This window comes from Phyllobacterium sp., assembly GCF_037994425.1.
Lineage (GTDB): Bacteria > Pseudomonadota > Alphaproteobacteria > Rhizobiales > Rhizobiaceae > Phyllobacterium.
Genome location: NZ_JBBNAM010000361.1, coordinates 37,527 through 52,698, shown reverse-complemented (window position 1 = coordinate 52,698; position 15,172 = coordinate 37,527). Strand labels below are relative to the sequence as shown.

The 15,172-nt window shown below is 59.6% G+C and carries 13 protein-coding genes; 1 reads left to right on the top strand and 12 read right to left on the bottom strand.

The genetic code is table 11. From position 1 onward, the window contains the following. Positions 1–31: 31 nt before the first annotated feature. From AAAB35_RS24070 to AAAB35_RS24050, 5 genes are read right to left on the bottom strand one after another with little or no spacing between them, the layout of a single operon-like run. Entirely contained in the window at positions 32–1,537 is a 1,506-nt protein-coding gene (locus AAAB35_RS24070) for an aldehyde dehydrogenase family protein (RefSeq protein ID WP_340670824.1), read from the bottom strand. Beyond that, a complete protein-coding gene (locus AAAB35_RS24065) occupies positions 1,537–2,316 on the bottom strand; it encodes an enoyl-CoA hydratase/isomerase family protein (protein ID WP_340670823.1) in 780 nt (259 codons plus the stop codon). Before AAAB35_RS24065 ends, AAAB35_RS24070 begins: the two co-directional genes overlap by 1 nt. Then, positions 2,309–3,910: an acyl CoA:acetate/3-ketoacid CoA transferase gene (locus AAAB35_RS24060; protein ID WP_340670822.1), complete on the bottom strand. Its 1,602-nt coding sequence runs from the start codon at positions 3,908–3,910 to the stop codon at positions 2,309–2,311. Before AAAB35_RS24060 ends, AAAB35_RS24065 begins: the two co-directional genes overlap by 8 nt. A 16-nt stretch (positions 3,911–3,926) precedes the next feature. Next, positions 3,927–4,928, bottom strand: coding sequence for a Gfo/Idh/MocA family oxidoreductase (locus AAAB35_RS24055; protein ID WP_340670821.1), 1,002 nt, complete (start codon positions 4,926–4,928; stop codon positions 3,927–3,929). Beyond that, positions 4,925–5,962 (bottom strand): LacI family DNA-binding transcriptional regulator, encoded by a 1,038-nt coding sequence (locus AAAB35_RS24050; protein WP_340670820.1) that lies wholly within the window; start codon positions 5,960–5,962, stop codon positions 4,925–4,927. Before AAAB35_RS24050 ends, AAAB35_RS24055 begins: the two co-directional genes overlap by 4 nt. 217 nt (positions 5,963–6,179) lie before the next feature. Here AAAB35_RS24050 and AAAB35_RS24045 point away from each other — a divergent pair, with 217 nt between their 5' ends. Then, positions 6,180–7,343 (top strand): dihydrodipicolinate synthase family protein, encoded by a 1,164-nt coding sequence (locus AAAB35_RS24045; RefSeq protein ID WP_340670819.1) that lies wholly within the window; start codon positions 6,180–6,182, stop codon positions 7,341–7,343. A gap of 51 nt (positions 7,344–7,394) precedes the next feature. On the opposite strand, the gene AAAB35_RS24040 is transcribed toward AAAB35_RS24045, so the two are convergent. From AAAB35_RS24040 to AAAB35_RS24010, 7 genes are all read right to left on the bottom strand, one after another. Next, positions 7,395–9,119, bottom strand: a complete 1,725-nt coding sequence (locus AAAB35_RS24040) for an ABC transporter substrate-binding protein (RefSeq protein ID WP_340670818.1) — start codon at positions 9,117–9,119, stop codon at positions 7,395–7,397. Positions 9,120–9,180: 61 nt separating this feature from the next. Continuing rightward, on the bottom strand, positions 9,181–9,588 hold the full coding sequence (locus AAAB35_RS24035; RefSeq protein WP_340670817.1) for a DUF2160 domain-containing protein: 408 nt from the start codon (positions 9,586–9,588) through the stop codon (positions 9,181–9,183). Continuing rightward, positions 9,588–10,406: a carbohydrate ABC transporter permease gene (locus AAAB35_RS24030; protein WP_340670848.1), complete on the bottom strand. Its 819-nt coding sequence runs from the start codon at positions 10,404–10,406 to the stop codon at positions 9,588–9,590. Before AAAB35_RS24030 ends, AAAB35_RS24035 begins: the two co-directional genes overlap by 1 nt. An 88-nt stretch (positions 10,407–10,494) precedes the next feature. Beyond that, positions 10,495–11,361: a sugar ABC transporter permease gene (locus AAAB35_RS24025; RefSeq protein ID WP_340670816.1), complete on the bottom strand. Its 867-nt coding sequence runs from the start codon at positions 11,359–11,361 to the stop codon at positions 10,495–10,497. A gap of 3 nt (positions 11,362–11,364) precedes the next feature. Further along, positions 11,365–12,432: an ABC transporter ATP-binding protein gene (locus AAAB35_RS24020; protein WP_340670815.1), complete on the bottom strand. Its 1,068-nt coding sequence runs from the start codon at positions 12,430–12,432 to the stop codon at positions 11,365–11,367. A gap of 9 nt (positions 12,433–12,441) precedes the next feature. After that, positions 12,442–13,524 (bottom strand): ABC transporter ATP-binding protein, encoded by a 1,083-nt coding sequence (locus tag AAAB35_RS24015; protein WP_340670814.1) that lies wholly within the window; start codon positions 13,522–13,524, stop codon positions 12,442–12,444. 79 nt (positions 13,525–13,603) lie between these two features. Then, positions 13,604–15,130 carry a glycerol-3-phosphate dehydrogenase gene (locus tag AAAB35_RS24010; RefSeq protein WP_340670813.1) on the bottom strand — a complete coding sequence of 509 codons (1,527 nt, stop codon included), beginning with the start codon at positions 15,128–15,130 and terminating at the stop codon, positions 13,604–13,606. Positions 15,131–15,172: the final 42 nt, after the last annotated feature.

The following is a 15,172-nucleotide window of genomic DNA, read 5'->3' as shown; positions in this document are numbered from 1 at the left end:
ATAGGCGGAAGGGGCTTTACAATCGATTTAATCAGCTTGCCCATACGACTTTCCTCCTACCCAAATGCATGTTGAGAGTCTTCGTTTCGGTGTAGTCCTCCACCGCGTGTCTGCCCAATTCGCGGCCGAGACCGGACTGCTTGTAGCCGCCGAATGGCAATTCCGAAGCGCCGTCCATGAAGGTGTTCATCCAGATCGTTCCGGCGCGCACCCTGCGCCCGATCGTGAGGCAGGTATCGAAATCCCGGCTCCAGACACCGGCAGACAAACCATAGTCGATGGAATTTGCGATACGGACCGCATCATCGAGAGTCTCGAAGGTGAGAACCGATAGAACCGGCCCGAATACTTCTTCGCGGGCAACGGCCATTTCCGGCTGCACTGCCGAAAGGATCGTCGGCGCCATGAACTGTCCCATGCCCAGTTCGAGCGGTTGACCGCCATGGCTGATATTTGCGCCGCCGGTCGCTGCATTGCGCACATAGCCGTCGATTTTTGCCAGGTGTTCCGGCGTGATGATCGCGCCGACCTTGGTCTGCGGATCGAGCGGATCGCCAACCTTCACCTTGGCAGATTGAGCCGCAATGCGTGTAACAACCTCATCGGCGATATCGCGGTGCACGATCAGGCGCGAACCGGCATTGCAGCACTCTCCTGCATTGAAATAGGCGCCGAATACCGCCGCATCTATGAAATCGTCGAGTTCGGCATCGGGAAACACGATCTGCGGATTCTTGCCGCCGAGTTCGAGCGATACCTTCTTCAAGGTCTGCGCGGCATTGGCCATGGTTAGCTTGCCGATGAGCGTCGAGCCCGTGAACGAAACCATGTCCACATCGGGATGCGTGGTCATGGGCGCCCCCACCTCGGCGCCTGTGCCAGCCAGGATGTTCACGACGCCCGCAGGTACGCCGGCTTCCATCAGGATTTCGCCGAGGGCGAGGGTCGAGCCAGAGGTAAGTTCCGAAGGTTTGACGACAGCCGTGCAACCCGCAGCCAATGCGAAGGGCAACTTCTGACTGACGATGAGGAAAGGGAAGTTCCAGGGGGTGATGATGGAAACGACGCCGATTGCCTCGCGCAGGACCACGCCAAGCGTGCCCTCGCCAAGGGTATTATAGCTTTCGCCGTGCAGGTCCCGGCCAAGTGCCGCCGCATAGCGCCAGATGTCGACGGCACCACCGATCTCGGCCTTGGCCTGGCTGATCGGCTTGCCGGATTCGATGCAATCGAGATAGGCGAGTTCGTCGGAGCGCGCAGCAATAAGGTCGGCGGCCTTGAGCAGAATGTTCGAACGCTCAGCGCCGGTCATGCGCGCCCAGTGGCCTACGTCAAAAGCGCGGCGTGCCGCGGCAATGGCGCGTTCTGCATCGGCTTTCGTTCCCGCCTGATAACGGGAGACGACGACGCCGTGGCCGGGGCTGCTGCGTTCGATAACGCTGCCATCGGAGCCGTTGACCCACCGGCCATCGATCAGCATCTGAAATTCGCGCGCCTTGAAGTCATCGAGCGCCCGCGGACGCACCAGAATCGTCATTACCATTCTCCCTTGAATGCGGGCTCGCGCTTTTCGGCGAACGCCGAAACACCTTCCTTCAGGTCCGCTGTCTTTGCGACGAGGATCGAGCCAAGCGCTTCCACCGCCGTCCCATTGTCTTCGCCATTGGCCGAAGCGATCATCAGTTTTGCCACCTCCACGGCAGCCGGCCCACGCTTGGCGATGCGTTCCGCATAGGCCGTTGCGGTCGAAACCGCGGTACCCGTTTCCACGACGTGGTCGACGAGGCCTAGTCCGAGACCCTCACCGGCGCTGAAGTTTTCACCGCCGAGCGCCATACGCCGCACGACCTGCGCGCCAAAGCGCCGGACAAGGCGCTGCGTGCCCGACCAGCCAGGCACCATGCCAAGTCCCGTCTCCGGCAGGCCAAGCTTGATCTGGGTTTCAGCGATGCGGATATCGGCAGCCGCGGCAAGCTCCAGCCCGCCACCCAGCGCATGGCCGTTGAGGGCAGCGATGAGCGGCACGCGCAACGTGGCAAGACGCTCGAACACGCGGTGGCCGAAGCGTACCCAGGCATGGCCGAACTCGTTCGGCGTCATGGCCGCCCAAGCCTTGATATCCCCGCCAGCCGAGAACGCCTTGCCGGCGCCGGTCAGGATGGCAACGCGCACTACCGTATTGGCTTCGACCGCATCGCAGGCGGTACCGAGCTCTTTCAACATGTCGAGATCGAATGCATTCAGCTTTTCCGGCCGCGATACAGTGATCGTGGCAACGTGCCCGTCGAAGGTGACGATGATACGAGAGTCAGCCATGGAGCGTCCTCTGCGGTTTGCGTGGCAGTTCCAGGCCGAGCGGCTGCGGCTGGAAGAGGCGTGCATCCATCTGCTTCAAATCGCGCGCAACCACCAACGGAAATTCCGATTGGTCGAGAATATGAGCCTGCAGATCGACGCCCGGCGCAATCTCGGTCAGGACGACACCTTCTGGGCGCAGCGCCATGACGCAACGCTCAGTGACGTAAGTGATGTCCTGTCCCTGCTCGATGGCCCGGCGGCCGGAGAAGGTGACATGCTCGACCTCGTTGACCAGCTTCTTAAGCTTGCCTTCCTTTTCAATGACCAGCCGGCCGCCTTCGACATGCACTTTCGCGCCCGCATTGAACATGCCCGAGAAAACGATCTTGCGGGCACGCGCCGTGATATCGACGAAGCCTCCAGCGCCTGCCGTCACATGCGGACGGAAGCTCAGCTTCGACACGTTAACCGAACCGCTTTTGTCGATTTCGAGGAATGAGAGCAGGGACGCATCGAAGCCGGCGCCCTGGAAGTAGGTGAACTGATGCGGCGATGGTACGAAAGCCTCGGCATTCGAGGCGCAGCCAAACGCAAAGTCGAGGAGTGGAATCCCGCCGACGGGGCCCTGTTCGATGACCCAGGTCACAGCGCCATGCAGGCCTTCCTCAAGCAAGATGCGCGGCACGTTCGCAGAAATGCCGAAGCCGAGATTGACGGCGCTGCCAGCCTCGAGTTCAGCGGCGACGCGGCGGGCGATGACCTTCTGGATGTTGAAATCCGGAAGCTCAAAGTCCTCGAGCGGATGGAATATCTCGCCGGAAATGGCCGGGTCATACAGGGTCTGAGTTGTCTGTTTCTGTTCGGGATCGACCACCACATAGTCGACGAGGATCCCCGGCACGCGCACGTCATGCGGCTTCATCGAGCCGCTCTTCGTAATCCGCTTGACCTGCGCAATGACGATGCCGCCATTGTTGCGCACCGCGAGCGCCTGGTCGAAACCGCCAAGATAAGCCCCCTCGTGTTCATAGGTCAGATTGCCGCGCTCGTCGGCGGTCGTTGCGCGAATGATGGCAACCTGCGGCACGATAGGCTTGAAGAACAACCACTCTTCGCCATCGAATTCGATCTTGCGAACCACCGGTTCCTTGGCCGCCGACGCGTTCATGGCGCAGCCCTGGCGGTCCGGGTCGACGAACGTATCGAGCCCGACCTTGGTCAGGACGCCCGGTCGCTTGGCTGCCGCCTCGCGGTGCATGTCGAAGAGAATGCCGGAAGGGATATTATAGGCGGCAACCTCGTTATTGCCGATCATCTGCCAGATCAATGGCGGTTCAGCGCTGGATGGGCCGGACGGGTAGGACCCGCCGATGATCTTCTTCAGAAGACCCTTCCTGGCAATGTAGTCGACGCCTTTAATGCCGCTCATGTCGCCGGCAGCGATGGGGTGGAGGGTCGTAAGGTTGCGCGGATGACCGGTCGCTTCGAAACGCGCACCGATCGCCTTCAGCATGAGGTCGGGACAGCCGAGACCGCTCGATGACGACACCGAGACGATGGCCTCGTCGGGAATGAGGTTCGCGGCCTCTTCGGGGGTGATGTGCTTGTTCATGCTCTTATTCTAGCTTTCAAAGGCCTGGATTGATGGTCTGGGCGGTTCCGGTGCGCGCGGCTTCGGTTACGGCGATGCCCGCCGCAAGCGACCAGACACCGTCCTCGCCGCTGGCCGCAGGGTTGCCCTTGCCGACGATTGCTGCGTGGAACGTTGCAATGCCTGTCTCGTACAGATTCTTGTGATCGAGCTTGAGTTCGCTCTCGCCGTCGGCATTGCGCAGTATGACCGTGCCGATTGGCTTCTGTGTCATGACGTTGCGCCCAACGAGCGAGCCTTCCGTGCCGTGCACTTCGAAGCCCGTTTCGGAGTATTTCGTGGTGAAGCCGTCATGGAACAGCGCGATCAGCCCTGACTTGAAACGCATGACCCCCATCACACCATCTTCGAGGCCCTCTTTGGCGAGGCCGCTCTTCTGGCCGAAAGCGACCGCCTCAACGGGATCATCGCCAAGCACGTAACGTAGCGTATCGGTGTCGTGGACCGTGATGTCGAGAATGACGCCGCCACCGGCCTCCGGGCGGTCAAGGCGCCAGCCCTGCAGGTGCGGCGGCAGATAGACGGCATGGAAGACCTTGGCGGCGAGCGGCCTGCCGATCTTGCCTGCAGCAATGGCATCGCGCATTGCCGTATGCGATGCGGCGTTGCGCAGGTGATGGTTGGTGGCAAAGATGACATTCGCGGCGCGGCAGGCCTCGACCATGGCCCGCGCATCCTCGAGGCTGGTCGCAAGCGGCTTCTCGCACAGCACGTGCTTGCCGGCCTTGGCGGCGGCAAGAACCTGATCCTTGTGCAATTCGTTGGTCGTCGAAATATAGACCGCATCGATCGGCTGCTCGCTGAACAGTGCGTCGAGACTCGTGACCGAATGAGGAATGCCGTGATCGTCGGCATATTTGCGGCCGCGCTCGGCATTGGTGCTCATGACCGAGACGATCTCGCCGCCACTGGCGCGGATCGCATCGATTACCCACTCGTGCGCAATGGTGCTCGCACCAATCAACCCCCAGCGTATCATGCCAACTCCTCCGGTTGTTTGACAGGCGCGCCGCAACTCTGCCGCACGACAAGACGCACCGACGTTACCAGGGTTTCCTGATCGACCTGTCCAGCATTGATCTGTTTCATCAAGAGTTGCGCCGCCCGCTGGCCCATGCCCTGAGGATCGACCGAGACGGTCGTCAGTGCAGGAACAGCTGTCTTCGCCTCGATGACATCGTCAAAGCCGATGACGGCAAAGCCCTTGCCCGGCTCGATATTGTTGGCGCGAAGGCCATCGCAAACGCCGAAGGCGACGGCATCGTTGAAGCAAAGCGCCGCGGTCGGGCGTTCGGTGAAGGCCGTCATTCGCTCGACAGCGGTGACGCCGCCGGCGCGCGAAGGCGCCGAATGAATGATGAAGTTTTGGTTCAACGGAATACCGGCTTCTGTCAGCGCATCGCGATAGCCCCGAACCCGGTCCGAGGAAACGGCCGTGTCGGCGAAGCCACCCATGAAAGCGATGCGGCGGTGGCCGAGTTTGACGAGATGCCTCACCGCCGATTTCGCGCCGGCATAATTGTCAGAAAGCAGCGTCGAGACTTTGGCGCCCGGCAGATTGCGAACGACGACGACGACAGGAATGCCGCTGTCCGCCAACGGCTTGACGTCGCTTGCTTCCGTTCCGCGCGCCGGTGAAAGGATGAGGCCGGCAATGCCGTTTTCACGCATCGAGGCAATCACCTGGCGCTGCCTGTCGACGCTCTCACCGCTATGGGCAAGGAACTGGACGTAGCCAGCGGACTGGACCACCATGTCCACGCCAACGGCAAGTTCGGCAAAGAAGCTGTTGGTGAGGTCATTGACGACGATGCCGACGATTTTCGATTTCGACTGGCGCAGATTTGCCGCTCCGCGATTATAGACATAGCCGAGATCGTTAATCAGGGCGCTGACCTTCTCGCGGGTCTTTTCGTTAACGAGGGGACTGCCCTGGAGAACAAGTGACACGGTGGATTTCGACACGCCGGCGGCGCGCGCAATGTCCACAATGCTTGTTCGTATCTTGCTCAAGTTACTCTCTCCCAGTCGCCGCACAGTTAATTGGAACGTTCCAAATATGTCAAGCGATTTCTTTTTTGACGACACCCAGGGGTAATTTTGGTCGTATTTCACTTGGAACCGCTGATATTTGGATGATTTCGCTCCGTTTTGTATAATATTTCGGCCTTGCTCTTGCTTTTTGGAACGTTCCAAATTAGAAAGTCAACGTCCGTATGGGAGCGAACGCATGACACTTAGCCTCAATCTGCCGGCCTCAGATGGTTCAAGCGCCGACTATCGCTTGCGTGGCGAACCGCTGGCGAGACCGTCGTCGCCACCTTCGTTCAACCGCATCGCCTATGCCGCCGCGCACGTCGTCTCCGACCCTATGCGCGATGCCAATCCCTGGAATTCGCCAGCGATTGACTGGGATACAACAATGGCGTTTCGCCATCATCTCTGGTCGCTCGGCTTCAAGATTGCCGAGGCCATGGATACGGCCCAGCGCGGCATGGGCGTCGACTGGGCCGTCGCACGCGAACTGATCCGCCGCTCACTTGCCGACGCGCGTACTGTCCAGGGCGCCGACCTCGCCTGCGGTGCGGGAACTGACCAGTTGTCGCCGGATGAAGCGCGGACCCTGCAGGATGTGATCGACGCTTACGAAACCCAGATCGCCTTCGTCGAAGGCGAAGGCGGGCGCTCGGTGATGATGGCAAGCCGCGCGCTCGCCCGTGTTGCCCGTTCGGCAGATGACTACCAGACCGTCTACAATGCCATACTCTCGCAGACGCGCGAAAAAGTCATTCTGCACTGGCTTGGCGACATGTTCGATCCGCAACTCGCCGGCTATTGGGGTGCGTCAGCCTTTGAACCTGCGCTCGAAACAGTGCTTGCCATCATCAACGACAATAAGACAAAGGTCGAAGGCATCAAGATATCGCTCCTAGACGAGGCGAAGGAGGTTGAACTGCGCAAGCGTCTCCCCGAGGGCGTCCTCTGCTTTACCGGCGATGATTTCAACTATGCCGAACTGATCGAGGGCCATGGCGGGCGTTATAGCCATGCCCTTCTGGGCATTTTCGACGCTGTCGCTCCCTCTGCATCCAAGGCTCTCGCCCATCTTGCTGCAGGCGAGACGCAGGCGTTTCGCGAGACGCTCGAACCGACTGTCCCTCTGTCTCGCAAGATATTCGAGGCTCCTACGCAGTATTACAAGGCCGGCGTTGTCTTCCTCGCCTGGCTCAATGGGCACCAGAACCATTTTACCATGCCTGCCGGCATGCAATCGACGCGCGGCATCGTTCACTATGCCGATATATTCCGCCTGGCGGATCAGGCCAATGTGCTGGACATGCCCGAGCTTGCCGTGGAGCGCATGCAGAGCGCGCTACAGGTCTACGGGTTGTAAAGAAAAAGGGACGGCACCGAAGCGCCGTCCCCCACTCCATCTTAATAAAGCTTATTTGCTCCAGCTCTTGACCAGCTCGTCATAGTTGACGGTCTGCGGCTTTTCCTTTTCGTTCTCGACCTTCAGCTGCGGCGCCAGATTGCCGTTCTTGACCGCATCTGCATTCCAGTAGGCAAGATCATGCTCTTCGGCCAGTTTCGGACCGATATCGCCCTGAACGCCGGATTTCTCGAGGCGTCCAAGTACCTTTTCCTGCTCCTCGCAGAGCGAATCCATGGCTTCCTGGGCGGTTTTGGCGCCCGAGGACGCATCACCGATCGCCTGCCACCAGAGCTGAGCCAACTTCGGATAGTCCGGAACGTTGGTACCGGTCGGCGACCACTGCAGGCGGGCCGGAGAACGGTAGAACTCGATCAGGCCGCCGAGCTTCGGCGCGCGGTCGGTGAAGGACTTGTGATCCAACGTCGACTGGCGGATGAAGGTCAGACCGACATGGCTCTTCTTCACGTCCACCGTCTTGGAGGTGACGAACTGCGCGTAGAGCCAGGCGGCCTTGGCGCGATCGTCCGGGGTCGACTTCATCAGCGTCCAGGAACCTGCATCCTGGTAGCCGAGCTTCATGCCATCCTTCCAGTAAACACCATGCGGCGATGGAGCGAAGCGCCACTTCGGCGTGCCGTCCGCGTTGACCACCGGCAGGCCTTCCTTGACGAAGTCGGCAGTGAAGGCCGTGTACGTGAACATCTGCTGGGCGATTTCGCCCTGCGACGGGACCGGTCCGGATTCAGAGAAGGTCATGCCCTGTGCAGCAGCTGGAGCATACGCCTTCATCCAGTCCAGATATTTCTGGATCGAGTAGACTGCCGCCGGTCCGTTGGTGTCGCCTCCACGTGCAACGCATGAGCCGACCGGACGCGAGTTCGCGTCGACCTTGATACCCCATTCGTCCACCGGCTTGCCGTTCGGAATACCCTTGTCGCCGTTGCCGGCCATGGAAAGCCATGCGTCGGTGAAGCGCCAGCCGAGCGAAGGGTCCTTCTTGCCGTAGTCCATATGGCCGTAGACTTTCTTGCCGTCGACGTCACGGCCGGTGAAGAATTCGGCAATATCCTCATATGCCGACCAATTGACCGGCACGCCAAGGTCGTAGCCGTACTTGGCCTTGAAGTCGGCCTTGTTCTTCTCGTCGTTGAACCAGTCGTAGCGGAACCAGTAGAGGTTGGCGAACTGCTGATCGGGCAGCTGGTAAAGCTTGCCGTCCGGCGCAGTCGTGAAAGACTTGCCGATGAAGTCATCGATGTCGAGACTGGGGTTTGTGACATCCTTGCCCTCGTTGGCCATCCAGTCCGTCAGGCTGCGCGCCTGCTGATAACGCCAATGGGTGCCGATCAGGTCCGAATCGTTGATGTAGGCGTCGTAGATGTTTTCCTTCGACTGCATTTGAGTTTGCAGCTTCTCCACGACGTCACCCTCGCCAATCAGGTCGTGGGTAATCTTGATACCGGTGATGGCGGTAAAGGCAGGCGCTAGCACCTTGGACTCATATTCGTGCGTGGTAATCGTTTCTGAGACGACCTTGATGTCCATACCGGCAAAAGGCTTTGCCGCATCGACGAACCACTGCATCTCCTTTTCCTGAGCCGCGCGATCAAGCGTAGAAAGATCGCCCACCTCCTTGTCGAGGAATGCCTTGGCTTCGTCCATTCCTGCCCAGGCACTGCCTGCACCGAACAATAGGACCAGAGCTGTCGTAGTACTCAATAAGCGCGTTCGCATGATTGTCCTCCCATTTGCGACTGCATTGTCAAGTGTTCGGCGGGTGCCGCACACCGAGTTTCTATACTAGGCGGAATACGCCGATGGCGTAGACCACAGAGATAGCCAGAGCCCACCAAAGATTGGGACCAACGAGGCCCAGCCAGGCGAGGTTGATGAATGCGCTGCCGAGCAGCGAGACGAAAAGCCGGTCGCCGCGCGTGGTTTCAAAGCGCAATATGCCGACCCGTGGATTACCGCCGGGCGAGGCATATTCCCATACGGCCATCAACGAGATCAGAAAGAAAATCGTCAGAAAGAACAAGGCGGTGGGGAAAGTCCAGGCCATCCATCCGCCCTCGATCAGCGGCGCGAACCAGTCGCGCGCGCCATCCTTTAGCGGCACAGCCATCACCAACAATCCCGCGAGAATGGCGAAGACCACCACGAGTGCTCCAAGGACCGCCGGCCAGGGTCGAGTTATTGCCATTATACCCTCCCCAGGGCAAAGCCCTTGGCTATGTAGTTGCGGACGAAATAGATGACGATCGCACCGGGAATGATCGTAAGAACACCAGCAGCGGCCAATACGCCCCAGTCGAGCCCGGACGCGGACACGGTGCGGGTCATGATGGCCGCGATTGGCTTTGCAGCGGTTGTCGTCAGCGTGCGGGCGATCAGCAGTTCCACCCATGAGAACATGAAGCAGAAGAAGGCCGCAACACCGATGCCGCTGGCGATGAGCGGTACGAATATCTTCACGAAGAACCGCGGGAAGGAATAACCGTCAATATATGCGGTCTCGTCAATCTCTTTCGGCACGCCCGACATGAAACCTTCAAGGATCCAGACGGCAAGCGGCACGTTGAACAGGCAATGCGCCAGCGCCACGGCTATGTGCGTATCAATCAGCCCGAACGCCGAATAGAGCTGGAAGAACGGCAGGGCAAAGACGGCTGGTGGCGCCATGCGGTTGGTCAGCAACCAAAAGAACAGGTGCTTGTCGCCAAGGAAGCGGTAACGCGAGAAAGCATAGGCGGCCGGCAGGGCAACGAGTACCGAGATCACCGTATTCATCACCACATAGATGATGGAATTGATATAGCCCTTGTACCAGGAGGGATCGGTGAAGATCACCGCGTAATTCTGCAGGGTCGGATGCTGCGGCCAGAGCGAGAAAGTGCCGAGGATCTCCTGGTTCGTCTTGAAGCTCATGTTGACGAGCCAGTAGATCGGCAGGATCAGGAAGATGATATAAATCGTCGGAATCAGCCACCACAGCTTCGATTCGTCGCCGCGCCTGCGCATCTTGCGTGCCAGCACCTTGTCGATCTGGCGCTGCTCGGCGGCAGGGCGTTCAGTTGTGCGGGCAAGTGTTTCGTTCTGCACCGACATTTCAGCGTTCCGCATCGTAGTTGGTCATGACCGTATAGAACACCCATGACAGAAGAAGAATGATCAGGAAGTAGATGATCGACATCGCAGCCGCCGGACCGAGATCGAACTGACCAACGGCCACCTTGACGAGGTCGATCGACAGGAACGTTGTCGAGTTGCCCGGTCCGCCGCCGGTAACGACGAAAGGTTCAGTGTAGATCATGAAACTATCCATGAACCGCAGAAGGACAGCGATGAGGAGGACACGGTTCATCTTCGGCAATTGAATGTAGCGGAAGACGGCCCAGCGCGATGCACCATCGATCTTGGCAGCCTGATAAAAGGCATCCGGTATGGAAACGAGCCCGGCATAGCACAGGAGCACAACAAGGCTCGTCCAGTGCCAGACGTCCATGATGATGACGGTGAACCAGGCATGCAACGGGTTCTGCACATAATTGTAGTTGATGCCGAGACTTTCCAGCGTGTGGCCAAGAAGACCGATGTCGACGCGGCCGAAGACCTGCCAGATCGTTCCGACGACATTCCACGGAATGAGGAGCGGCAGCGCCATCAACACGAGACAGACGGGAACGCCCCAGCCCCGGCGCGGCATGTTGAGAGCGATGACTATGCCGAGCGGAATTTCAATCGCCAGGATGATGGCTGAGAAGACGAGATTGCGGCCGAGCGCGGCGTGAAAGCGACTGGAATGCAGGATTTCCTCGAACCATTCCGTCCCGGCCCAGAAGAACTGATTGTTGCCGAACGTATCCTGCACCGAGTAGTTGACCACGGTCATCAATGGGATGACGGCCGAAAAGGCAACCAGCAACAGTACCGGCAGGACCATGAACCAGGCCTTGTTGTTCCAGGTTTTATCCATGGCTCAGTTCCCTCCCACCCGCCAGGAATCGGCGTAGATGTTGATGCCCTTCGGATCGAAGGCGATGTGCGGTTCCGCCGGGATTTCCTGTCCCTCGCCGACGATGACCGCGATCTCCTGACTATCGAGACGCGTGCGCACGATCTTGTGCCGGCCGATATCCTCGACCTTGGCGATCTTGACCGGCATGCCAAGGCGCCCGAGCCGCACATATTCCGGCCGGATGCCGAGTTCCATCTTGCCAGCAGCAGCGGCTGTCGACGGGGAAGGTAGCTGGATTTGATGGCCACCGATCCGGGCCATGCCTCCTTCGAGCTCGACCGGCATGACGTTCATTCCGGGCGAACCGATGAAATATCCAACGAATGTGTGTCGTGGGCGCTCGAACAGTTCCTCGGGCGTTCCTATCTGCACGATCTCGCCATCATACATCACGACCACCTTCTGCGCGAAGGTCAGCGCTTCCGTCTGGTCATGCGTAACGTAGACCATCGTGTAGCCGAAGCGCTGATGCAGCTGCTTCAATTGCGAACGCAGCACCCATTTCATATGCGGATCGATGACCGTCAGCGGCTCATCGAAAAGGATCGCATTGACGTCGGAGCGGACAAGTCCGCGACCGAGGGAAATCTTCTGCTTCTGGTCCGCCGTCAGGCCGCGCGCCTTTTTATTCGCCCAACTGGCAAGGTCAATCATCTCCAGTGTTTCACGGACCTTGCGATCGACCTCGGCTGCCGGCACGCCGCGGTTGCGCAGTGGGAAAGCCAGATTGTCGTAGACGGTCATCGTGTCGTAGATGACCGGGAATTGGAACACCTGCGCGATGTTGCGTTCCTGCGTGGAAAGGTTCGTTATGTCCTGGCCATCGAAGAGCAGCTGCCCGTGCGAGGGATGGATGAGCCCCGAAATGATGTTTAGGAGTGTGGTCTTGCCGCAGCCGGATGGGCCGAGCAGGGCGTAGGCGCCGCCATCCTCCCAGCTGTGATGCACTTCCTTCAGCGCATAATCCTTGTCCGACTTGGGGTTGGGAACGTAGGCGTGGCGGATATGATTGAGGTCGATGCGTGCCATGGCCAGCCCCTATGCCGCGCGTTTCTGAACGCGGGTGACGGAATTGCCGTCCGCGTCAAAAATCATGACGTTGCGTGGATCGATAAAGATGTCGATCTGTTCGTCCGGCGCGTAGATGTGAATGCCATGCGTCAACATGGTCCAGCGCGCATCGGCAAAGGAAAGGTGAACGAAGCTTTCAGAACCAGTTATTTCCGTCGCCGTGACAGTAGCTTTCAGCGCAATCTCATCGGGATGAGCGCGCGTTGTCTCGACATGATGCGGCTGGAAGCCGATCGTATAGGTGCCGTCGGCAAAATCGGCGAGATGCGGCGGGACCGGCAATGCGACGCCCCCCTCCAGTTGAAATGCCTTGCCAAACTTTGCCAGCGCTATCGTATTTAGGGGCGGATCAGCGAAAGTCTGCGCCGTGATCAGATCGTCGGGCCGGCGGAAGACTTCGATCGTCGGCCCGAACTGCGTAATGCGGCCTTCCGACAGGGTCGCCGTATTGCCACCGAGGAGCAGCGCCTCGTGCGGCTCTGTCGTCGCGTAGACGAAAATCGTGCCCGACTCGGCGAAAATCTTCGGCAGTTCCTGGCGCAATTCCTCGCGCAGCTTGTAGTCGAGATTGGCAAGTGGTTCGTCAAGCAACACGAGCTTGGCGTTCTTGACAATAGCACGCGCAAGCGCCGTGCGCTGCTGCTGGCCGCCCGAAAGGCTGAGCGGCGTGCGATCGAGATATGGCGTGAGCTTCAAGAGCTCGGCGGCCTTGCGAACCTCGCGATCGATCGTTTTGCTGTCGGCGCCGGCGACACGCATCGGCGAGGCGATATTCTCGTAAACCGTGAAGGCCGGATAGTTGATGAACTGCTGATAGACCATGGCGACGGAACGCTTCTGCACCGGTATGCCTGTCACATCCTTGCCGTCGAACCAGATCGAGCCTGATGTCGGGACATCAAGGCCAGCCATGATGCGCATCAGACTCGTCTTACCCGAAAGCGTGGGCCCGAGCAGGACGTTCAGCGTGGCATGTTCCAAAGTCAGCGAAATCTCGCTGAGATGGGGCTTGCCACCCACCACTTTGGATACATTGCGCAATTCGAGCATTCCTAGTCCTCCCTCGAGCGGCGTATGCCACTCCCTGGCGATGCGGACCCTCCGTCCCATCGCCCGATTTCGTTTCAGCCTATTCGGCCGCAAGCCTGCGCCGGCGATCCACCGCATCCTCCATGAAGCGGTCGAGCGCGGCGGCCTCGTCGGCCGTCAGATGCAGGCCTTTCTTGGTGCGTCGCCACAAGACGTCCTGTGCCGTCACCGCCCATTCATGCGCGATTTGGTAGCGGACCTCGGCCTCATAGAGGTCGGAACCGAAATGCCTGCCGAGATCCTCGATCGACGCTGCCTTGCCGAGCAATGTGCGCGCCTTGGTACCGTAGAGACGGAACAGGCGCCGTGCATGCGCGGCATCGAGAAAGGGATAGTCCGTTTTCAATTTCTGCAGCTCGGCATCGAAGGTGGTAGCGGCAAAATCGCCGCCCGGAAGCTTGGCAGCAGCGGTCCAAGGCTGGCCGCGCTTGCCCAGAAGCGCTTCGATCTTTTCCAGCATATGTTCCGACAGCCGTCGGTAGGTCGTGATCTTGCCGCCGAAGATGTTGAGAAGCGGCGCCCGGCCCTCGGTAGCATCGGCTTTGAGCACATAGTCGCGCGTCGCCTCCTGCGCCTTCGAAGCCCCGTCATCATAGAGCGGGCGCACGCCGGAATAGGTCCAGACGACATCCTCACGCTTGACGGGTTCGACGAAATATTCGCTCGCCGCAGCGCAGAGATAATCGATCTCGGCGTCGCTGATTTTCACCTCGGCTGGATTGCCATGGTAATCCTGATCGGTGGTGCCGATGAGGGTGAAATCCTGCTCGTAGGGAATGGCGAAGATTATGCGTCCATCAGTGTTCTGGAAGAAATAGGCGCGCGGATCGTCGAATTTCTTGCGAACGACGATATGGCTGCCCTGAACCAGACGAACGTTGTGCGCATTGTTGGCACCCACAACACCTGTCAGCACGTCGTCGACCCAGGGGCCCGCTGCATTGACGACGAGGCGTGAGCGCACCTCTTCCGTCTCGCCGGTCAACCCATCCTTCAGTGTCAACGTCCAGGTATCGGCGTCGCGGCGGGCGCTCACGACCCGATTGCGGGTGCGGATAACCGCACCGCGATCCGCGGCGTCGCGAGCATTGAGTGCAACAAAACGCGCATCGTTGACCCAGCAGTCCGAATATTCGAACGCACGCGTATAGAGCGACTTCAGCGGCTTGGCGGCCGGGTCGCGGGTCATGTCGAGCGTGCGGGTCGCTGGCAACTTCTTGCGCCCGCCAATGTGGTCGTAAAGGAAAAGGCCGAGCCGCAGCAGCCAGGCGGGGCGCAGGCCCGCATGATGCGGCAGCACAAAGCGCATCGGCCAGATGATGTGCGGTGCGTTGGACCAGAGCACCTCGCGTTCCATCAGCGATTCGCGCACCAGCCGGAATTCATAATATTCAAGATAGCGCAGCCCGCCATGGATGAGCTTGGTCGATCCGGATGACGTGCCGCTCGCAAGATCATTCATCTCGGCGAGGAACACCGAAAAGCCGCGGCCGACGGCATCACGGGCGATGCCGCATCCGTTGATGCCACCGCCGATCACGAAGATGTCGTAGATCTTTTCAGCCAAACCCGGCAATCCTCACCCCCGATTTCGCAACGCACCATATGT